Genomic DNA, 20,467 nt, shown 5'->3' on the forward strand with positions numbered 1-20,467 from the left:
ACTTTCGGGTTAGATGATGTGATGGGAGACGGTGGCAGGCTGAATCAACAAGCCACGTAAAATGCTTAACGCCTGTGAAAGCGTTGCATGATCCGGTGTCAGCCCGAGTGACAACCGAACCGCCTGACGCTGCCGATCACTAAAACCAAAACTGTTACATGCCACGACGGATACGCCCAATACCGTCGCCTGTTCAGCAAACGCATTCGCCTGCCAGCAACTGGGTAATTGCAGCCAGATATGATGGCCTGCTGCGTTACTGGAAAAATCCATTCCGGCCAATAGCTGTTTGGCGATCTGCTGACGTTGCTGGTTTTCTTCACGAATAGCTTCGGAAAAACGATTGATCCGCCCATCATGGATCCAGCGTGATACCAGAGCAGCCATCAATGGTGACGCCATGACGCTGATGGCACGTAAAACATTGGCCAGTCCCAATGCATGAGAATTACTGGGGGCAATCACATAGGCGAGACGTAATGCAGGCGTAATGCATTTGGATAGTGTGCGTATGTACCAGCTACGATCTGCCGCTAAATCAAATAAAGTTGTTTCAGGATCTTCCAGCAAAGGTGAATAGGGATCATCTTCAATAATGCTGATGTCATATTCTTCAGCAATGGCCACGATTTGCTGCCGTCTGGTTAATGACATGGTCGCCGTTGTCGGGTTATCCATGGTCGGCACCAGATAAATGGCTTTGATTGGGTATTGTCTGCACGCTTGTTCAAACGCATCCGGCAACACGCCTTGTTCGTCCATACTCAATGGCTGTAATGCCAATTGAAGTTGTTCTGCCGCAGACTTCAACCCCGGATAGACAAATTCACCACAGGCAATGATATCTCCGGGTTGAGCCATAGATTGCAAAATGGCATATAACGCCGCCTGGGCTCCACCGGTTATTAAGGTACGTTCCGTCGTTACCTTGTCGATTGTCTGTGCCAACCAGCCAGCGGCTGCACTTCGATCATGGGGATTACCGGCACTATCCTGATAATGCAATTGCAATATGCGATCAGCACCTGAAATAAGCTGAGCGATGCCTTGCGGAATATGTTGTTGCAACCCTGCTGATTCGGGTTGTGGAGGATTATTCATGCTCAGGTCAAGTAAAGGCCGAGCCGTTGAAATATGTGAAATAAGCTTGCTTTCAACATGCTGACGGACAAAACTGCCACGGCCCGTTGTGGCATCAATTAATCCACGACGTCTGGCTTCATTAAAAGCACGAGTGACGGTGGTTAAGTCCACATTCAATGCTTCTGCCACGGCACGTTGTGGCGGTAAACGATCCCCCGCTTTGACATATCCGGAATAGATATCGGCTTCCAAGGCTTCCACAATGCCGAGGTATTTGGTTTTGGCATCGGATTCGATTCGAGCTTTCCACGAGCGCATAGGTGCTCCTAATTACTGTTTAGAAGTCACGTTAGGCACTTTCCCAGACAAAAACAAACTTATTTGCATACAAAAATAAATAATGTATGGATATAACTACTGTTTTATTTTAATTGTATGGCCTGCATGCCGTTTTAATGTATTGATTTGCATCCAAGCCATACAATTTTTTACAACAAAACAGATTGCAAAATGAGAGATTCATACTGCATTGCGCAAAAAAGCCGAAATGCTCTGCGCCAGAGATTTATAGGTTTTTCTGTCGTTTGCTGGCTGCAGAGATAATCTCTTGCCATTCAGTGACCGGAGCCGGTTTACCAAAAAAATAGCCTTGATAAACATGGCAGCCGAATTTTTCCAGCAAAGCCGCCTGTTCTGCTGTTTCCACACCTTCAGCAATCACCGCTAAATCCAGACTCTGTCCCAGAGCAATAATGGTGCTGACGATGGCTTCATCATTGACGTCGGTCAGTACATCATGAACAAACGACTGGTCGATTTTCAATTTATTCAGAGGCAGTAATTTTAAATAACTTAGCGAAGCGTAACCGGTGCCAAAATCGTCCAGGGCAAAACGTAAACCACGCTGACGTAAAGCATTCATGCGCTCGATAGTGTGATCAATATCCTCAATTAACAGGCTTTCGGTGATTTCAAGTTCCAAGTGATTGGGATTAACCTTTAGCTCGATCAAGCAACTGTCGATATAGTCAATAAATTGCAAATGACGGAATTGCCTTGGACTGATATTGACTGATAAGGTCAGGTTTTCCATACCCGGTATTGTCGACCACTCGGCGAGGATCTGGCAGGCTTTTCTTAATACCCAGGCCCCCAGAGGGATGATCAGACCACTTGATTCGGCTATAGGGATAAAGTCGGCTGGTGAAATAAACCCTTCCACCGGGTCATTCCAGCGTAATAATGCTTCCATGCCGACATACTGCTTGTCACTACTGATTTGTGGCTGTACATACAACTCGAGCTGCTGCAGAGCAATGGCATCGCGTAATTTACGTTCCAATTCGCTGCGCCGGTTCACTTCTTTCTGCATGGTCGGATCAAAGAATTTCAGGCTGTTACGCCCGGATGCTTTGGCTCGATATAACGCCATATCGGCATCTTGCAGTAAGCGTTCAACATCGCCCTCTGCATCCGAAAACAAGGCGATACCAACACTGGCTGAGGCAATGTACTGAGTCTGATCCAGGCTAAAAGGCAGAATAAAATCTTGCAGGATTTCTTCAGCAAATTTTTGAGCACTGGTTTGTACCTCGTCGCGAAGTACTCCCATATTAGGCTTGACGATGACAAACTCATCAGAACCCAATCTGGCGGCCAAGTCCTGTGAAGCCAGCCGACTCTGAAGCCTTTTGGAAACCGCTTGCAGTAATAAATCCCCTGCGTGATGTCCCAGGGTATCGTTTAATGTTTTAAAGGCATCCAAATCAACGATCAGCAAAGCCCCTTCCTGGTGAAACTGACCATTTTCAGCCAGTGCATCCTCCAGAAACTCCATCAATAAGCGACGATTGGCCAGACCGGTGAGGGAATCATATAAAGCCAGTTTGCGCAGCTGCTTTTGTATCAACAGATAATCCGTAATATCGGTAGAAATACCGCATAACGCGTAAACAGTGCCATCTTCCTGTCGCAGCGGCAGCTTCACCGAAAGAAAGGTTTGTGGTGTTTCCGACCCAAGCACGGTATTGATTTCTTCTTCAACGATCCGCTCCCCTTTTTCGATGACTCTGAGATCATTTTCACGCAGCGTTTTACAGGTTTCCTGATCAAATAATATGGTGTCGGTTTTACCCAGGATATCTTTTTCATCCAGACCAATCAGCTTGCATACGTTCTGATTGACATACTGGTAATTCAATTGCAGATCTTTGATATAAATATGCGCATCGACACTATCGAGAATAACGCTCAGGTTTTGTTCAGATTGCCGTAAGGAAATCGTTTTTTCATGGACGCGCCGCCGCAATAACAATGAAAAACCGACGGCACTTACAAACCCTACAATTAACGCTATCAATAACCACCATAATTCTTTTGGAATAATGGTTTTGACCGCAGGGTTGTTCCATGTTTGTAATACGGAGAAATATGGCGAATTGGCTTCGTTTTGCCATTTTTGCAAATAATTATCCAGTGTCTCCAATACGTCGCCATGTTTACCTTTTGAGGTAGCGAAATATAAACGACTCGGCTGAAAAATAATGGAGGTGGGTTTTAAGTTCAGTTCAGCGGCTTTCAGCTCACTGATAAAGTTATTGGCAGTCACCGCATCGGCAACACCATTTACCAGGGCTGCAAAAGCTGCTTGCTGTGTATCGACCAAAACAAAGGTCACATCAATATTAAAGCTTTCCGCCAGTTGATTAAGATAATCGTACTGAATCGAGCCTTTCAGTAACGCCAGACGCTTACCATCCAGCTCCAGCAAGCTACTTAGGTTATTACCTCGACTGACGTAGATCTGTGACCAACTGAGCAGCGCCGGTGTGGAATGAAAATCATATAAATCTGTACGAGTTACCGCCATCGCGACATCTGGTAACAAATCAATTTCGCCCTTAGCTAGCATTTGCAGACAGTCATTCCAATAACAAGGTACGGCAATTAACTGCCAGTTTTCCCGCTCGGCAACTATCCGCAAAATATCGCCTAAAATCCCACTCACTTGCCCGTCAGAGTTCATCAACAACTTAGGTGGATTTTCATAGATCCCCACTCGCAGAGTGGTTTGCTCAGCCAGTAGTTTTCCGCTGGTTAATGATGTCAATAGCAACACCATTAACGAGCTTAAACTGAAAAAATTGGCTTTGGGAATCATTGATTGCGACAGTGGTCATCAGAGAAATACAGTTATAACAGATTTATCTCGTTGTTATTTGCATATATCTAGCATCAGTTATCGGTGATTGGCCAATGCATCACCGGATAATATTGGGGGCCATGATCGGTTGAAACCGATTTCATTAATACCAGCTCTTGAGCTCTGAAACGGACCGGAGCAATAGCTACCGGGACCGCTTGCTTAGCCTTGCGAGCAAGGGTGATGTGAGGCTGATACGGTTTTATATCTATGGCTATATCAGCATCGCTGGCAATCTGTTGCAGCTTGTTTACCAGATCAAATAATTCGGCACTTGGTGCACGACTGGTCAGACAAAAGATCTTGGGAGTATCCCAATAAGAAAGATGATCAAACTGCATATGTATCTCAGGAAAACGCAATGATTCGGTGCCTGCTAATAAAGCGTTGATTTGCTGCTGATCCAGTTGACCAAGAAACAATAGCGTTTGATGTAAGTTGGCAGTGGTTTGTAACTTTAAAGCTTTATCTTCAGGCAGACGTTTCATGATGTGCTGAATTTGCATGCGCGAATTCAGATCTGGCGACAAGGCAAAAAAATACCGCCCCGGGGTTAACTCAGTGTTTGGTGGTAAATTCATCTTAATCAGAGTCCGACATTACAACCTGATTACGACCATTGTTCTTTGCAAGATACAATGCGTCGTCAGCACGCTTAATCGTATCACTGATGGTTTCTCCAAGCCTATACTCGCTGAGTCCAAAACTGGCTGTAATTTGGCGATCCACTGAGAAATCCATGGTTTGCACTTGCAGTCGAATCTGCTCGGCCAAGTGAAAAGCACCATTTTGTGAGGTCTGTGAACAGAGGATTAAAAACTCCTCACCTCCCCAGCGGCCGACCAGATCGTTTTCACGCACCATTGACTTCAACAGTGAAGCAAACTCTTTGATAACGTTATCCCCCACTTCATGACCATGCTCGTCATTAATGGTTTTAAAAAAATCTAAATCCAGCATGATCAGCGAAAACAGCTGTTGTGTTTGTTTGGCAGTTTCGATTTCGACATTAAAACGCTGATGCAGGGCATACCGGTTTGCCAGCCCTGTGAGATGGTCATATTGGGAAATTTGCTCAAGTTTATTATTGAGATGGCGTAAATTTCGATTATGGTGATGCACCTGTCTGTAGCGAAACATCAGGATTATCAGCACCAGTATTACGCCGCTAAATAATATCCAGAATAAAGTCTTATCTTCAGGTTGAAGGTAATCTAAAGATAACCAGTTATTCAATACTCGCTGACGTTCCAGTTCAGTGGTATCGGCTATAACCTTGTTAAATATATCAAGCAATTGCGGTTCCCGGGTACTCACCCCCACAGACATTGCATATTGTAGATCCAATACCCCACTGATTTTCAGATGTGATACTCCCCAACGTAACATCTGAAAATTAATAGTCGGTACGGTATCTATGTATCCGTATACAAGGCCAGTTTCGACCATCTTCAGGCCTTCTCGGGATGACTTAACGACGTCTATATTGATATCGGGGTAACGATTACGCAGCATTTCAATGCCGGCATAACCTTCCACCATCACAAAATCACGATCCAGAACTTGTTCAAATTTCACCACAAATTCATGACTTGGCTGGGTAGCGACTGCCAATGGATAAAAAATATAAGGCGTGGTGACATTTAACCAGTCACGGCGACTGGGTACATCCATGGCACTGGAAAGAATATCGCATTTGCCATTTTGTATTAACTGCAATGACTGTTCCCAGCTAGAGCTTTGGACCAGTTCGATTGGCGTATTGATTTTGTCAGACCATAAAGCATAAAAATCCGACATGATGCCGGTAAATTCACTCTTTTCATCAATACCCTCATAGGGCAGCCAATCAGGATCAGTACACAGCTTTATCGATTGTTTTTGACTGAGATAATCTTGCTCTACCGCGCTCAATAGCACCGTAGCACTCACAGACTGGCTTGCCAGAAAGCTCATAAACATTAACGTAGAGGTGATAAGTTTCGTTACCGTCCCTGGCTGCATTGCCGCACCTATCTCACTTTAATTAATCATGATCCCGGATAAACACCCAATCATTTTTTTGACTCATTTCTTCGCTGTAACGATAGCCTTCTGAATCAAATTGCTTGAGTTTTTCCGGTGAATTAATTTGCTGATCAATAATGTAACGGCTCATCAGTCCCCGTGCTTTTTTGGCGTAAAAACTGATCATTTTATATTGACCATTTTTCCAGTCTTTAAAGACTGGCGTGATGATAGTTGCTTTGAGTTTTTTGGCGTTCACCGCTTTAAAGTATTCATTGGATGCCAGATTGATCAACACTCCATCTTGTAAAGCCGGTTCGGCTTCCAATGACTTCTGTAATTGCTCCCCCCAGAAAGTATAGAGATCTCTCCCAGCTTTATTCTGAAAGGGTGTACCCATTTCTAAACGATAAGGTTGCATCAAATCCAATGGGCGTAAAACACCATATAAACCAGACAAGATGCGTAAATGTTGCTGAGCAAATTCCAAGCCTTTCTCATCAAGGGTTTCTGCTTCCAGTCCAGTATAAACATCGCCTTTAAATGCCAGAATGGCTTGCTTGGCATTTTCCGCAGTAAATGGTGTTTGCCATTGTTGGAACCGCGCCATATTCAATCCAGCAAGTTTGTCACTAACCTTCATCAGATTGGCAATTTCCTGAGAAGATAACTTTTTCAATTGATCGATCAATTGCTGGGATTGAGAAAGGAACCGAGGTTCGGTGTGTTTATCGGTATGCGAAGGGGTATCAAAATCGAGTGTCTTCGCGGGAGAGATTACAGTGAGCATAAGAAAGTTAAATTTCCTTTAGTTCGAATTATTGTTTAGGTTTTGTCGGATCATCTTTATCAGTGATGTCTTCATAATCCGCAATATAATCGTCGTTATCGTATACCGCTTCAACCTCTACCTCATCATACAAAGGATTGAACGGAAAAGGCTTTCTCTCGTCGTTATAGGTCAGAAATAACACCATTTGCTGGATAAAGCGGGAAAGATCTTTGGAAAAATTAAGAATAGAGGGGTTGGGACTACCACTGAATAACGCAAAGACAAATTGCACAATAACCACTATCGCCAGTACCGACATGGTCAGATACAGCACAAAACCGTAAAGCAGCATATACAGAAGCCGGATTAGTTGCGCTTTTTCACTGCTGTATTTCAGACTTGTATTATCCATGTCATCTCTCCTCGTTTATTGGGTCAGTCGTATCACTTTACCACTTCCATTAAAGGTTGCGGATAACTGAACAGTAAATTTCATTTAATGGTGAATTGCTGGAGCAATTGACCGCTTTGTGGGAAACTTCAACGTTTATTTTGCTGGTGACAATCAACCATGGGCCGATTTTTTACCTCGTTGGAATTTTCGATAAACCGTTTTACCGAATTCACTGGAAAGCTCAGTAGCTGGTTGGTCTTACTGTTAGTGCTACTGACTTGTTATGACGTGATGATGCGTTATTTGTTCCAACAAGGCTCTGTTGGCTTGCAGGAGTTGGAATGGCACCTGTTTGCATTAATCTTTTTACTCGGCAGCGCTTATACCCTGAAACACGATGGTCACGTGCGGGTGGATATCCTTTATCGCAGTCAGCGGCTCAGTGATAAACATCGCGCCTGGATTGATGTCATCGGCATTGTGTTATTTCTCATGCCTTTTTGTGTGCTGATTCTAATCAGCAGTTGGCCATTTGCCTATAACGCGTATTTATATCAGGAAGGCTCCCCCGACCCCGGTGGCCTGCCCTATCGATTTATTCTCAAGTCTGCTTTATTGCTGGGATTCCTGTTGTTGATAATCCAGGCAATCGCTGAGTTAATTCGCAATATCCGACTCATTCGCCAACAGCAGGAACAACAATAATGGAATACATGGCTCTGCTGATGTTTGGCTTGTTGATCCTGTTGTTGCTCTCAGGTTACCCGGTGGCCTTTGTATTAGGTGCCATCTCACTGCTATTTGGCAGTATTTATCTGGGTTTTGATTTCTTCCAGTTATTACCGTTTCGCATCTGGGGCATCATGACCAACTTCACCTTGTTGGCTGTTCCCCTGTTTGTATTTATGGGCGTGGTGCTGGAAAAGTCCGGAGTAGCAGAAGAGCTACTCGATACCATGGGACGAGTATTTGGCCGCATTCGTGGTGGGCTGGCAATATCTGTGGTCATGGTGGGTGCTTTATTAGCCGCAACCACCGGTGTGGTTGGTGCCTCAGTGGTGACCATGACTGTTATTGCTTTACCTTCCATGTTAAAGCGCGGCTATGCACCATCATTAGCCAGTGGCACTATTGCCGCATCCGGCACCCTAGGACAAATCATTCCTCCAAGCATTATTCTGATTTTATTAGGTGATGTTATCGGTGTACCGGTGGGTGAATTATTTATTGGTGCTGTGGTGCCGGGCATCATGCTGATTGTGGCTTACACCCTATATATAGGTTATGTGGCTTGGCGTCACCCACATCTAGCACCCGCAGTGCAGGATGATAACACTGAACTTTCCGCATTATGGCTTAGCGTTTTAAAAAGTCTGCTGCCACCATTGCTGCTCATTATCGCGGTATTGGGCTCAATTTTTCATGGTATCGCCTCTCCCACTGAGTCGGCTGCTGTAGGTGCATTGGGCGCATTGATTCTGGCTGCTTTGCATCGACGTTTGACCATGCCAAATCTGCGTGATGCCATGCAAAAAACTGCACGACTGACCAGTATGGTGTTTTTGATCTTTATCGGTGCCACAGCGTTTGGTCTGGTATTTGTCGGCATGGGCGGTGATGGGCTTATTCTGGATATTTTTTCCGGCTTACCTGGCGGCAAATGGACGTTTCTGATTATCAGCATGCTACTGATTTTTGTATTGGGTTTTTTCCTCGACTTTATCGAGATTTGTTTTATCGTCGTGCCAATCATTGCGCCAGTGGCAATTCATTTAGGCATTGACCCGTTATGGTTTGCCTTATTGATTGCGATTAACCTGCAAACGTCATTTCTCACACCACCATTTGGCTTTTCGTTGTTTTATCTGAAAGCCAGTGCACCACCAACATTAAAGCTTATGGATATCTATAAAGGCATCACACCATTTGTCGCGATTCAGCTGGTGGTACTGGCATTGATCATAAGCTTCCCGATATTGACAATGTGGCTGCCTAACCTGATGGCTTAATTGAGCATTTCCGCCTGTATGGAAATTAATTGCTGATACTGTACCAACGTACAGTTGTTATTTATTTTGCATATAAATACTATTCAGCCAAAATTCATGTATTAAATAAAGGAATGAGTCAAGTGCATGTATCTAGATTAACGCTAGTCGGTCTCTTTTTTATCGGCATCAATCAGTTTGCTCATGCTGGCCCAGTCGACGCTACCTCATTACTCAACCAATATAATCTCATCACCTCTGGCAATGTAAAAAGCACCTCAGAAGTTGAAGGCAATGCACTTATTGGTGGCAATGTAGATGGTGGCATGTACAACATGCATCAAACTTCGAATGCTGAGGTTCCGGCTCTGACGGTGGCCGGTAATATAAATGGCAACGTTATAACCAAAGGCAAAGGTCTGAATGTTGGTGGCAACATTGCCGGTAATGTCACCATGAACGATGGTGGTGATGCTTTTGTAGGCTCGGTATCAGGTTCATTACAAAACAATGCCAACGGTAACGGCTCATCTTCAGTTATCGGTGATATCTCGGGTTCTGTAAACACCAATGGTGGCAATACTACATATGGCGGCAACCTGACCGGCACAGCAAATGCAAACGGTGGTGGAACCCTATCCAACCAACCTGTTACGGCACCCTTCAATCCAAGTACTGAAGCGTCAAATGCCATGACTGTATTAAGTGATTTTTCTAACCAATTATCCGGTCTCGACGCAAACAGTGGCTATAGCATTAACGGCGGTAAGGTCACATTTAATGCAGTTGGTAACGACTCTGGTCTTGCCATCTTCAATATCACCGATGCAAAAAGCTTTTTTGACGGTGCCTTTGAGTTTGATTTCAGCATGACCAATACGCAAAGCATCCTGTTTAATGTGTTTGGTGGCGACAATACGGTATTGGATATCAAGGCTAACTTTCTGGCCAGTGCTGCGACCATCTACGGCTCAATCTTTTTATGGAATTTTGTCGATGCCACCGTGCTGAATCTAGTCAGCCAATTTGGCGGTACTATTCTGGCTTTGAATGCAGATGTAACAAATTACAATAATATCGAAGGTACGCTGGTCGCTAAGAACCTGACACAATACGGTGAAATCCACTCTCAACCACTTAACTTTGTGCCACCGACACAAGTTCCTGTTCCTGGAGCTCTGCCTTTGTTTTTGAGTGGTTTGATCGGCTTTTTCGCGATGCGCCGCAACCGCAAAAAAACACTTTAATTTAGTCATAAAACCAAAAAGCCACCAACGACATCGTTGGTGGCTTTTTATTTGCCTAGGTCAAAACACCGTCTCAGCTCTCAGTAAAAGCAATACTTTGCACTTGGCTGATATGCTCTACGTTCATATGCAGCATCATTAATCGATCCAGCCCCAAGGCCACACCACTGCATTGCGGCAAACCGGTTTGCATGGCAATCAGCAGATTTTCATCTATCGGCATCGGTGGCTTGCCGTGTTGCTGACGTAGTTGGTTATCCCGCTCAAAGCGTTGCCGTAACTCTGCAGCATCACATAATTCGTCATAGCCATTGGCCAGCTCCATGCCTCCAGCGTAAAGCTCAAAACGCCTGGCAACCGAATGACCTTCGGTATTGATTTCTGTTTTTGCTAACTGCGCCTGGGAAGCAGGAAATTCGGTCACCATCACTGGCATGTCTAACATGTTAAGCTGAGGTTCAATCACTTCGCTCATCAGCATTTCCAGCCAACCATCACGATCGGTTTGCCAGTCTTTAGTTAGCCCGGCAATTCGATCTAAAGCGAATTGTTTAAGTGTTTCATCATCGGCCTGATAAATATCCACCTGCATATATTTCAAGAATAAATCACGATAGCGAAAGATGGCCGCTGCAGGTAAACCAATCACCTGTTGCATCAACGCATCCACTTCCGTCATTAAATCCGTCAGTGAAAAACCAGGGCGATACCACTCCAGCATCGAAAACTCGGGGGTATGTTGCCGTCCCAATTCACCATTACGAAATACCGTAGCAATCTGATAAATCGGTCCACTGCCCGCTGCCAGCAAGCGTTTCATCGCAAATTCAGGTGAGGTATGCAGATACAGGGTTTTCGAGTCATTTCCGACTGAAAACCGGGTGGAAAAACTGTCAAGATACGGCGCAGTTGGCGCGGCCGAAGACAAAATAGGGGTACTGACTTCCAGCACATTCCGAGTTGAAAAAAAACGGCGGACATTGGCTAAAAGCTTTGCCCGCCGTTTTAACATGCTTTGCAATGGTTCGCCTTGAAGCATCATTTATGCTTTAACTTTATGCATGTCATCGTTCAACATGCCAGATAAGAAGGCAAAAAATAAAAAGATAACTTTAATCTTTCTTGGCACGTTCAACGTAAGATGCAGAACGTGTATCAACCCGCAATACTTCACCGATTTCGATAAATAATGGTACGCGAACCACAGCGCCAGTTTCCAAGGTTGCCGGTTTACCGCCACCACCTGACGTATCGCCGCGCACACCTGGATCGGTTTCTACAACTGTCAGATTAACAAAGTTTGGTGGTGTCACCAGAAGTGGTGTGCCATTCCATAATGTTACTGTGTAAGTGTATTGCTCTTTGAGCCAGTCTTTACTTTCGCTAATGGCATTGGCATCAGCAGCATATTGTTCAAAGCTGCTCGGATCCATAAAGTGCCAGAACTCACCGTCGGTATAAGAAAATTCCAGATCCATTTCGACTACGTCAGCGCTTTCAACGGACTCGTTGGTTTTGAAAGTACGCTCGTTAACGCGACCAGTTTTCAGGTTACGGAATTTAACGCGGTTAAATGCCTGGCCTTTACCCGGTTTCACAAATTCATTTTCGATGATGCTGCAGGGATCGCCATCCATCATGAATTTCAGTCCGGCTTTAAACTCATTTGTACTATAACTTGCCATGCTTACCTCTTTTGGGGGACGATCGTCGCCTGTTCACAAAATCAAAGCCCACTATGATACCGCAATCGCAAGCTGACGTAATCTTTGCTGATTGGCAGGATGAATTAAGTCATGCCGTTAAAAATCCTGCCATCTTGCTGCAAATGCTGGGGCTGGAGAATCGTCTGCAGGCGATTGATGCTGAGAGCTTAAAAAACTTTCCGCTAAGAGTGACGCAAAGTTATATCAATAAAATGCATTACGGCGATGCCAATGACCCGCTGTTGCGCCAGGTTTTCCCGCTGATTGATGAAAATAGTGAAGTTGAAGGTTTCTCAACCGATCCAGTCGGTGATCATCTGGCAATCAGCTCACCCGGAATTCTGCATAAATATCAGGGCCGGGCATTATTACTCACAACGGGTGCCTGTGCGATTCATTGCCGTTACTGTTTCCGCCGGCATTTTCCCTACAGTGAAAGTAATCCGTTAGCCAGTCAGTGGCAACAATCAATAGCCGCATTACAAAGTGATAGCAGTATTCGTGAAGTAATTTTCAGTGGTGGCGATCCGCTGGCTTTAACTGACACAAAATTAGCGACAATGGTGCAAGACTTACAAAAAATTCCCCATATCAAACGTCTGCGAATTCATACCAGACTGCCATTGGTACTGCCCAAACGGGTAACCCAAAGTTTACTGAACTGGATCAGCAACAGTCATTTACGAGTAGTCATGGTGATCCATGCCAATCATGCTAATGAAATTGATGCTGAAACCGCTGAAGCCTTATTACAGTTACGCAATGCCGGTTGTGAGTTGCTGAATCAGGCTGTTTTATTGCGTGGAATTAATGATGATGCAGAGAGTTTAATCGCGCTTAGCGAAAGATTAAGTGAAGTTCAGGTACTGCCCTACTATTTGCATTTACTGGATAAAGTACAAGGAGCCAGTCATTTTGATGTTGTCGAACAAAAAGGCATTGCCTTAATAGCGGCAATGCGCCGCGAATTACCAGGCTACCTTGTGCCGCGCCTGGTGCGCGAGCAACAAGGTGAAGCCAGTAAAACCATTATTGCTTAGGCGCTTTTTTACGCTCAGACATTGGAATATATTCACGTTGTTCATGACCAACATAAATCTGTGTTGGCCGATAAATACGGTTATTGGAAATCTGCTCGCGCCAATGTGCCAGCCAACCGGCTGAACGTGCTACCGCAAACAAAGCAGTAAACTGATCTTCTGGAATGCCCATTTCTGAGTAGAGAATACCGGAATAGAAATCTACATTTGGGTAAACACCTTTGTGTCCAAGTCGATCCACACAGACTTCTTCCAATTTCATTGCCGTGGCGAACATCTTATCCAGTGAACCACCGCGTTCTTCCACCAGCTTGGTCACCAGTTTATGCAGGATTGTGGCACGAGGATCCTTAACTTTATATTCCCGATGCCCCATGCCCCAGATAACTTCTTTGTTGGCCAGTTTTTTATCAACCCAAGCTTCAACATTATCTGGGGAACCAATTTCCTGCAGCATGCCTACAACACGCTGATTCGCTCCACCGTGTAACGGACCGGAAAGCGTGCCAATGGCCGCAGAAATAACACTGTAAGGTGATGCCAGGGTCGAGCCGGCAACCAGTGCTGCAAACGTTGAAGCGTTCAAAGTGTGTTCAGCATGCAAGATTAAACAGACGTCCATAATACGGGCCATCAGACTATCCGGCTCTTTACCGGTAAACATATACAGCAGGTTTTCGGCGACCGATAAATCATCACGTGGATTGATTGGGTCATAGCCCTGACGCATGTGCTCCCACATGGCGACTAACGGCGCCATCTGCGCGATGATATTAACCGTCATATTGCGGACATAGTCGATATCTTTACAGCTATCCGCATCGGTCAGACATTCAGTACCCGGATAGAACATACCCAAACTGCAAACTGCGGTTTGCAACATATCCATCGGATGACCGGTATGCGGGAAATGCCGCATCATTTCGCGGATGTGATATTTGATTCGATAGCTGCTGCGTAGCTGTTTGGAAAAGCGATTCAGGGCAGCTTTGGTAGGTAATTCGCCATCGAGTAACAATAGCGTAGTTTCTTCAAAAGTACTGTTGGTTGCCAGTGTTTCCAGTGGATAACCACGGTAACTAAGGATGCCTTTTTCGCCATCAATAAATGAAATGGCTGACTTTGTGGCAGGCACACCTTCCAGGCCGGGTAAAAAATCGCTCATCTACTACCTCGTGTTTAAATCCAGCTGGTGGAGTTATTGAAATTGCGAGTCATTATACTGCAATGGGCAAAGACCGAAACCCTGCCTCAAATCAGCAGGTGAACAGGTGAATTTCAGCCTAATGTATCAGCCCAGATATTTTCCGCCCAGCCTTGGGCGTAACGGCCTTCCAGTTCACTGGCAGATTCAGAAACCCCGCCGCTGGGATGTGGAAGCATATCCCGACTGTCTTTATCATATCGATAAACAGCCGCAACATGTCCGGCTTGCTCACCATCAACAAAACTGTAACAGGTATTACTGAAAACCGGTTGTTGCTCGGGCAATTCATCACGCAACAGGGCAATCACTGCTGCGGCGCAAACCTTGGCTTGCTGATTGGCAATATGGGCTGATTTAGGTACTTTAGCGGAAACCGCATCCCCTATCACATGTATACGTTCAACCGCGGAAGATTCATAGGTTAAATAATCAACGTCACACCAGTGGTTATCGACATTGATAACACCGGCCATCGCAGCCACTCTACCGGCTTTCTGCGGCGGGATCACATTTAACACATCGGCTTTATAACTATCAAAAAAGCTTTCAACTGCCAGGCTTGCCACATTTACAGATTCAAGCGGATTCATTGGTTGATACTCAATCAGCCCGTTATATTGCTGTTGCCATGCATCGATAAATAAAGCTTTTTTGGAAACAATATCCGGATTGGCATCTAGAATCAGCAGCTTGCCGGTTGGATTATGCTGTTTAAGATATAACGCTATCTGGCAGGCCCGTTCATAAGGTCCCGGAGGACAACGAAATGGCGCTGCAGGCACCGTCATAATGACGACTCCCCCTGCACGCATGGCTTTAAGTTGATTGGCTAATATTACTGTCTGCGCGCCCGCCTTCCAGGCATGGGGAACATGCAGCTGAGCCTGCGGTGAGGCCAGAATAGGCAACTGGTCGTATATAAACTCCACACCAGGCGCAATGATCAACCGGTCATAATCCACACGGTTGTCATCCTCCAGCCACAATTGACGCTTATCGGGATCAACTGCAGTAACTTCCGCCTGAATAAAACGAATGGATCTGTCAGCTTGCAAATGATCATATTCATGAGTCAATTGTTGCAGACTGCGATTACCGCTGAGGATCAGATTGCTTTGCGGACAGGAAATAAACTGAGCATTTTTTTCAATCAACGTGATATCAAAGTCCGGCGCCCACATGGCCAGGTATCGCGCTGCAGTGGCACCAGCAAAACCGCCACCGACGACCACTACTCGTTGTCGTTGACTGCGATAACACGCAGTAGATAAACCCAATGGCAAGCTTGCCAGAGCGGAGGCATAGACCGCATTTTTTAACAATTGGCGTCGCTTGATAGCCATATAAAGCTCTCAGCTGTTAATTCATCGACTCAAGAAACTTTTTCACCCTGAGCCTGCAGATCCGCATGATACGACGAACGTACCATTGGTCCGCTGGCGACATGATCAAAGCCCATTGCCTTACCTGCCACCGCCAGTTCATCAAACTCTGCCGGACTGACAAAACGTTCAACGGCCAAATGATGGCGGCTCGGTTGCAGATATTGACCCAGTGTCAGCATACGGCAACCATGATCACGCAAATCCTGCATCACCTGTTTAACTTCATCAATGGTTTCCCCCAAGCCCAGCATTAAGCCGGATTTGGTCGGTACTTGAGGATGCATTTGCTGAAAGCGCCGAATCAAATCTAATGACCATTGGTAATCAGAACCTGGACGAACGGCCTTATAAAGTCGCGGAATGCTTTCCAGATTGTGATTAAAAATATCCGGTGGATTGTCCGCCAAAATTTCTAACGCTATATCCATACGTCCACGAAAATCGGGGACCAGCACTTCAATACGGGTTTGCGGCGATTGCTGGCGAATTTCACTGATACAGCGGCTGAAATGTGCAGCACCACCATCACGTAAATCATCACGATCCACTGAAGTCACTACTACATGTTTGAGTTGCATGGCAGCAATGGTTTTTGCCAGATGATTCGGTTCATTTTCATCCAGCGCATCAGGCCGGCCATGGGCTACATCACAAAAAGGACAACGCCGGGTACAGATATTGCCCATGATAAGAAACGTCGCCGTGCCGTGGGCAAAACATTCCCCCAGATTCGGGCAGGAAGCTTCTTCACATACAGTATGCAAATCATGATCACGCAGCATTTGTTTGATACGCTGCACTTCAGGCGCACCTTGCGATTTAGCACGGATCCATTCCGGTTTGCGCTTCGGATCACTGGGCACGATTTTTATCGGAATACGCGAAACTTTAGAAGCACCTTTCAGGGCTTTAACATCACGTTTTACTGTTTCAACGGTGTCGCTCATGGCGTATTGCCTTGTTCTATGTGTGACAGAAAAACAGACACAAATTGTTGTTTAATTAACGCCATATCTACTTTGGCACCTAATGTGTTCATATCGGTCATTTGCATCCCCGGATAACCGCAGGGATTGATATCGGCAAATGGTTGCAGATCCATATCAATGTTCAAACTCAGGCCATGATAACAGGCGCCACGTTTGACCCGTAATCCCAGCGAGGCAATTTTAGCGTCATTGCAATATACGCCCGGCGCATCTTTACGTGAATATGCGTCAATATCATGCTGTGCCAATAAGGTGATAGCGGAATTTTCCAGGTGAGTGATCATATGACGCACTCCCATATTTCGGCGACGTAAATCAATTAATGGATAGACAATCAATTGTCCGGGGCCATGGTAGGTAATCTGCCCGCCGCGGTCAGTTTGCACCACGGGAATAGTATTTTTATTCAGCAGATGTGCGTCCTGACCATTAAATCCCTGTGTGTAGACCGGATAATGTTCCAGCAACCAAAGTTCGTCTTCCGTAAGCTCATCGCGTTGCAGGGTGAACTGCTGCATGGCTTGTAAAGTTGGTAGGTAATCCCGCAAACCGAGATCCTGAATCTTCATAGAAAAATGCGTTAGAGCACGTATTTAACGGCTTGATGACTACTGAGATCTTGATAGATAGCATCCAGTTGTTTTTTACTGGTTGCTTCAATAACGACAGTGATGGAAGTGAACTTGCCGCCTGAACTTTGTTTGCTGGTGACCGCCCCTTCAGCAATATCGCCAGCATGACGGCGGATAATTTCCACTACGATATTATCAAGCTCAGGATGGCTCTCGCCCATGGCAATCACAGGATATTCGCAGGGGAATTCCAGTAGGGTTTCTTCTCCGCTTGCTTCACTCATCAAGCTACCTCTTGTTTATATTGCTGAAACAAAGCATGCATTTGCTGCCAAATCGGACCTGGCTTGCCACTGCCAACAATTTCACCATCCAATAAGGTGACTGGCACCACTTCTTTGGTCGAACTGCTGATCCATATTTCATCAGCATTACGTAAAGCAGATTCACTGACCGCTCTTTCATGCATAGGCATATCGGCTTGAGCCGCCAGTTCGATAATCAGATCACGGGTAATGCCAGGCAATACTTTTTCATCTTTCGGTGCTGTGAAAATAACACCGTCGATCACCGCATAGGCATTGCTGGCTGAACCTTCGGTCAAATAATTATCACGAATCAACAACGCTTCCTGAGCACCTGCATCCTGGGCCTGTTGTTTCATCAAACTGTTTGCCAACAGAGTTATTGCTTTAATATCACAACGCATCCAGCGAATATCTGCTGTAGTGATCGCTTTAATACCTTCGATTTTCCAACTCTCGGCAACCGGGTGCAAAGGATTACTCATCATAAATACGCTGGGAGCAACACCAACAGGGAATATATGGTCACGTGGTGCCACGCCTCGTGTGACCTGTAAATACAAGGATTGATCGCCGCCATTATTTTTGGCGATTAAATCATTGATGGTTTGAGTCCACTGTTCCTCTGAATGAGGATTTTCAATACGAACGCCATCAAGACTGTTTTGCAAACGCTGTAAATGACGCTCCAGTAAAAAGGCTTTTCCAGCGTACACCGGAATCACCTCGTAAACACCATCGCCTAATAAATATCCGCGATCATAAACAGATACCTGTGCTTTATCGGCAGGCAGGAATTCACCATTGAGATAGACTGTTGGCACGGTTGTTTTAACCCCAGATAAGCATTAATAAGCTGTCGATGATCCGTCTCCACCAGCTGCCTTTTTCGACATCATTTACTGCGACCAGCTTTTGTTGAGCAACTACTTCATCGCCTAAACGAATTTCAACTTCGCCCAACTCTGTTCCTTTAGCAATGGGGGCAACTACAGGTTGCTGAATGTTGGTAGAAGCCTGTAAATCCTTGTAACGTCCACGTGGTACGGTAATAGATAATGGTTTAGCCAAGCCCAGATTCAATTGATTAGTTTGCCCCTTCCAGACTTTAGTCTGGGTAATGGCTTCATCTGCTGCATACAGTTGGTGCGTTTCAAAGAAACGGAAACCGAAGTTAAACATCTTCTGGATTTCCTGGGCACGGGCGTTTTCACTGGCAGTACCCATAACCACAGCGATCAAACGCATACCATCACGTTTGGCAGACGCCGATAAACAATACCCTGCTTCTTCGGTATGACCGGTTTTCAGACCATCAACCGTATTATCACGCCATAACAGTTTGTTGCGGTTATGCTGGGTAATACCGTTATAGGTATATTCCTTCTCGGAATACCATTTGTAATGCTCTGGAAAATCACGAATCATCGCCGCAGAGAGAATCGCAATATCATGCGCCGTGGTGTAATGCTCCGCTCCAGGTAACCCGGTAGCATTTTGATAATTGGTGTTATACATGCCAAGTTTCTGCGCGTACTGATTCATCATCTGCGCAAACACTTCTTCACTCCCGGCCACATGTTCTGCCAGAGCGACCGCAGCATCATTGCCAGACTGTACAATCATGCCGCGAAATAAAGCCTCGACCGTCACTTTGGTATTCACTTCGATAAAGCTACGTGAGCCAATCATGCGCCAGGCTTTTTCGCTGATTAACACTTCATCATCCAGACGGATATTACCGTCATAAACTTCTTGGGAAACAACATAAGAAGTCATCAATTTTGTAATACTGGCAGGTGGCAGACGCTCGTCAGCATTTTGCGACATTAAGATCTGTCCACTGTCATAATCCTGCAGGATATAGGCCGTACCAGCAATTGATGGTGCAGTTGGATTTGGCGTGATCATGCCGGCTACTGTCAAAGTGGAAACACTAAACAACAGACCAGCCAGACTCATTTTTAGCAATTTAATCATTAGTTACTCTCAAGTGTAAAAGCGTTTTATTCAGTGACAATTCGGGTTTCGGAAAACCCTAAATCCATTAATCGGCTGGCAATACGTTCACCATACTCAGCGCTTTCCAGTGGTCCCACCCGAACTCTATACAGTGGCGACTGTGAACGTTCCAGCGTGGAAATATGTACACGTTCTTCGACCTGTTGCTGGACTTGTTGCTTGATTTGCTCCGCCCGGCTCATAGTGCTGAATGCACCAACCTGAAGAAACAATGCAACTTTCCCCAGCGTGCTGGTAGGTGCTGCAACAGTATTGGCAACTGGTGTTGGTTTGGCCACGGATTGCGTCGATGTGGTATTGGCAGACGCTGTTACATTCCGTTGGGTAATGGCACGAACTTCGACATTGCCGGTTCCCTTCGCAACAATCCCTAGTTTGGTGGCCGCACTATATGACAAATCGATCAGGCGGTCATCATGAAAGGGACCACGGTCATTAATCTTAACCACCACCTTACGTCCGTTATCCAAATTGGTGACTTCAGCATAACTGGGTAACGGCAGCGTTTTGTGCGCAGCAGTCATCGCATACATATCATAAGGCTCGCC

The 20,467-nt window shown here is 45.5% G+C and carries 20 protein-coding genes; 4 read left to right on the top strand and 16 right to left on the bottom strand.

Going from position 1 to position 20,467, the window contains the following annotated elements; translation table 11 throughout:
• Window positions 1-9: 9 nt before the first annotated feature.
• The 6 genes from Q7V21_RS03575 to Q7V21_RS03600 form a co-directional block, all read right to left on the bottom strand.
• Window positions 10-1,401 carry a PLP-dependent aminotransferase family protein gene (locus Q7V21_RS03575; protein ID WP_304915960.1) on the bottom strand — a complete coding sequence of 464 codons (1,392 nt, stop codon included), beginning with the start codon at window positions 1,399-1,401 and terminating at the stop codon, window positions 10-12.
• Window positions 1,402-1,648: 247 nt separating this feature from the next.
• The gene (locus Q7V21_RS03580; RefSeq protein ID WP_304915961.1) at window positions 1,649-4,243 is read right to left on the bottom strand and encodes an EAL domain-containing protein; all 2,595 of its coding nucleotides are present in this window, start codon (window positions 4,241-4,243) and stop codon (window positions 1,649-1,651) included.
• Window positions 4,244-4,317: 74 nt separating this feature from the next.
• Window positions 4,318-4,866, bottom strand: a complete 549-nt coding sequence (gene thpR, locus Q7V21_RS03585) for an RNA 2',3'-cyclic phosphodiesterase (RefSeq protein ID WP_304915962.1) — start codon at window positions 4,864-4,866, stop codon at window positions 4,318-4,320.
• 1 nt (window position 4,867) lies between these two features.
• The gene (locus Q7V21_RS03590; RefSeq protein WP_304915963.1) at window positions 4,868-6,289 is read right to left on the bottom strand and encodes a diguanylate cyclase; all 1,422 of its coding nucleotides are present in this window, start codon (window positions 6,287-6,289) and stop codon (window positions 4,868-4,870) included.
• 22 nt (window positions 6,290-6,311) lie between these two features.
• Window positions 6,312-7,082 (bottom strand): peroxide stress protein YaaA, encoded by a 771-nt coding sequence (gene yaaA / locus Q7V21_RS03595; protein ID WP_304915964.1) that lies wholly within the window; start codon window positions 7,080-7,082, stop codon window positions 6,312-6,314.
• A gap of 28 nt (window positions 7,083-7,110) precedes the next feature.
• Window positions 7,111-7,476 (bottom strand): DUF4389 domain-containing protein, encoded by a 366-nt coding sequence (locus Q7V21_RS03600; RefSeq protein WP_304915965.1) that lies wholly within the window; start codon window positions 7,474-7,476, stop codon window positions 7,111-7,113.
• Window positions 7,477-7,635: 159 nt separating this feature from the next.
• On the opposite strand from Q7V21_RS03600, the gene Q7V21_RS03605 reads away from it, so the two are divergent.
• From Q7V21_RS03605 to Q7V21_RS03615, 3 genes are all read left to right on the top strand, one after another.
• Window positions 7,636-8,163, top strand: coding sequence for a TRAP transporter small permease subunit (locus Q7V21_RS03605; RefSeq protein ID WP_304915966.1), 528 nt, complete (start codon window positions 7,636-7,638; stop codon window positions 8,161-8,163).
• Complete coding sequence (locus Q7V21_RS03610) at window positions 8,163-9,467, top strand: TRAP transporter large permease subunit (RefSeq protein ID WP_304915967.1); 1,305 nt, start codon at window positions 8,163-8,165, stop codon at window positions 9,465-9,467. Before Q7V21_RS03605 ends, Q7V21_RS03610 begins: the two co-directional genes overlap by 1 nt.
• Window positions 9,468-9,589: 122 nt before the next feature.
• Window positions 9,590-10,693 carry a choice-of-anchor A family protein gene (locus tag Q7V21_RS03615; protein WP_304915968.1) on the top strand — a complete coding sequence of 368 codons (1,104 nt, stop codon included), beginning with the start codon at window positions 9,590-9,592 and terminating at the stop codon, window positions 10,691-10,693.
• Between the two features lie 73 nt (window positions 10,694-10,766).
• On the opposite strand, the gene epmA is transcribed toward Q7V21_RS03615, so the two are convergent.
• Window positions 10,767-11,735, bottom strand: a complete 969-nt coding sequence (gene epmA / locus Q7V21_RS03620; RefSeq protein WP_304915969.1) for an EF-P lysine aminoacylase EpmA — start codon at window positions 11,733-11,735, stop codon at window positions 10,767-10,769.
• A 70-nt stretch (window positions 11,736-11,805) separates the two neighbouring features.
• Window positions 11,806-12,378, bottom strand: a complete 573-nt coding sequence (gene efp / locus Q7V21_RS03625) for an elongation factor P (protein WP_304915970.1) — start codon at window positions 12,376-12,378, stop codon at window positions 11,806-11,808.
• A gap of 53 nt (window positions 12,379-12,431) precedes the next feature.
• Here efp and epmB point away from each other — a divergent pair, with 53 nt between their 5' ends.
• Entirely contained in the window at window positions 12,432-13,439 is a 1,008-nt protein-coding gene (gene epmB / locus Q7V21_RS03630) for an EF-P beta-lysylation protein EpmB (RefSeq protein WP_304915971.1), read from the top strand.
• On the opposite strand, the gene Q7V21_RS03635 is transcribed toward epmB, so the two are convergent.
• The 8 genes from Q7V21_RS03635 to Q7V21_RS03670 all read right to left on the bottom strand — a co-directional run.
• Window positions 13,429-14,604 carry a citrate synthase gene (locus Q7V21_RS03635; RefSeq protein ID WP_069295554.1) on the bottom strand — a complete coding sequence of 392 codons (1,176 nt, stop codon included), beginning with the start codon at window positions 14,602-14,604 and terminating at the stop codon, window positions 13,429-13,431. The two genes, epmB and Q7V21_RS03635, sit on opposite strands and share 11 nt — an antisense overlap.
• A gap of 113 nt (window positions 14,605-14,717) precedes the next feature.
• Window positions 14,718-15,989 carry an NAD(P)/FAD-dependent oxidoreductase gene (locus Q7V21_RS03640; RefSeq protein ID WP_304915972.1) on the bottom strand — a complete coding sequence of 424 codons (1,272 nt, stop codon included), beginning with the start codon at window positions 15,987-15,989 and terminating at the stop codon, window positions 14,718-14,720.
• Window positions 15,990-16,018: 29 nt separating this feature from the next.
• On the bottom strand, window positions 16,019-16,978 hold the full coding sequence (gene lipA / locus Q7V21_RS03645; protein ID WP_304915973.1) for a lipoyl synthase: 960 nt from the start codon (window positions 16,976-16,978) through the stop codon (window positions 16,019-16,021).
• A complete protein-coding gene (lipB, locus tag Q7V21_RS03650) occupies window positions 16,975-17,589 on the bottom strand; it encodes a lipoyl(octanoyl) transferase LipB (RefSeq protein WP_304915974.1) in 615 nt (204 codons plus the stop codon). Before lipB ends, lipA begins: the two co-directional genes overlap by 4 nt.
• Before the next feature lie 11 nt (window positions 17,590-17,600).
• A complete protein-coding gene (locus tag Q7V21_RS03655; protein WP_304915975.1) occupies window positions 17,601-17,876 on the bottom strand; it encodes a YbeD family protein in 276 nt (91 codons plus the stop codon).
• Entirely contained in the window at window positions 17,876-18,721 is an 846-nt protein-coding gene (gene dat, locus Q7V21_RS03660; protein WP_304915976.1) for a D-amino-acid transaminase, read from the bottom strand. Before dat ends, Q7V21_RS03655 begins: the two co-directional genes overlap by 1 nt.
• A gap of 7 nt (window positions 18,722-18,728) precedes the next feature.
• Complete coding sequence (locus tag Q7V21_RS03665) at window positions 18,729-19,877, bottom strand: D-alanyl-D-alanine carboxypeptidase family protein (RefSeq protein ID WP_304915977.1); 1,149 nt, start codon at window positions 19,875-19,877, stop codon at window positions 18,729-18,731.
• A 26-nt stretch (window positions 19,878-19,903) separates the two neighbouring features.
• Window positions 19,904-20,467: septal ring lytic transglycosylase RlpA family protein (locus Q7V21_RS03670; protein ID WP_304915978.1), on the bottom strand; the 564-nt coding region annotated here is incomplete at its 5' end.

The organism is Methylophaga sp. (assembly GCF_030651745.1).

Bases quoted from the DNA above. Each gene is read 5' to 3' on its own strand.
- Q7V21_RS03655 (WP_304915975.1), bottom strand. From the start codon at position 17,876: ATGAGTGAAGCAAGCGGAGAAGAAACCCTACTGGAATTCCCCTGCGAA.
- Q7V21_RS03635 (WP_069295554.1), bottom strand. From the start codon at position 14,604: ATGAGCGATTTTTTACCCGGCCTGGAAGGTGTGCCTGCCACAAAGTCA.
- Q7V21_RS03640 (WP_304915972.1), bottom strand. From the start codon at position 15,989: ATGGCTATCAAGCGACGCCAATTGTTAAAAAATGCGGTCTATGCCTCC.
- efp (WP_304915970.1), bottom strand. From the start codon at position 12,378: ATGGCAAGTTATAGTACAAATGAGTTTAAAGCCGGACTGAAATTCATG.
- epmB (WP_304915971.1), top strand. From the start codon at position 12,432: ATGATACCGCAATCGCAAGCTGACGTAATCTTTGCTGATTGGCAGGAT.
- Q7V21_RS03600 (WP_304915965.1), bottom strand. From the start codon at position 7,476: ATGGATAATACAAGTCTGAAATACAGCAGTGAAAAAGCGCAACTAATC.
- epmA (WP_304915969.1), bottom strand. From the start codon at position 11,735: ATGATGCTTCAAGGCGAACCATTGCAAAGCATGTTAAAACGGCGGGCA.
- lipB (WP_304915974.1), bottom strand. From the start codon at position 17,589: ATGAAGATTCAGGATCTCGGTTTGCGGGATTACCTACCAACTTTACAA.
- Q7V21_RS03575 (WP_304915960.1), bottom strand. From the start codon at position 1,401: ATGCGCTCGTGGAAAGCTCGAATCGAATCCGATGCCAAAACCAAATAC.
- Q7V21_RS03590 (WP_304915963.1), bottom strand. From the start codon at position 6,289: ATGCAGCCAGGGACGGTAACGAAACTTATCACCTCTACGTTAATGTTT.
- lipA (WP_304915973.1), bottom strand. From the start codon at position 16,978: ATGAGCGACACCGTTGAAACAGTAAAACGTGATGTTAAAGCCCTGAAA.
- Q7V21_RS03610 (WP_304915967.1), top strand. From the start codon at position 8,163: ATGGAATACATGGCTCTGCTGATGTTTGGCTTGTTGATCCTGTTGTTG.
- Q7V21_RS03665 (WP_304915977.1), bottom strand. From the start codon at position 19,877: ATGATTAAATTGCTAAAAATGAGTCTGGCTGGTCTGTTGTTTAGTGTT.
- Q7V21_RS03580 (WP_304915961.1), bottom strand. From the start codon at position 4,243: ATGATTCCCAAAGCCAATTTTTTCAGTTTAAGCTCGTTAATGGTGTTG.
- yaaA (WP_304915964.1), bottom strand. From the start codon at position 7,082: ATGCTCACTGTAATCTCTCCCGCGAAGACACTCGATTTTGATACCCCT.
- thpR (WP_304915962.1), bottom strand. From the start codon at position 4,866: ATGAATTTACCACCAAACACTGAGTTAACCCCGGGGCGGTATTTTTTT.
- Q7V21_RS03605 (WP_304915966.1), top strand. From the start codon at position 7,636: ATGGGCCGATTTTTTACCTCGTTGGAATTTTCGATAAACCGTTTTACC.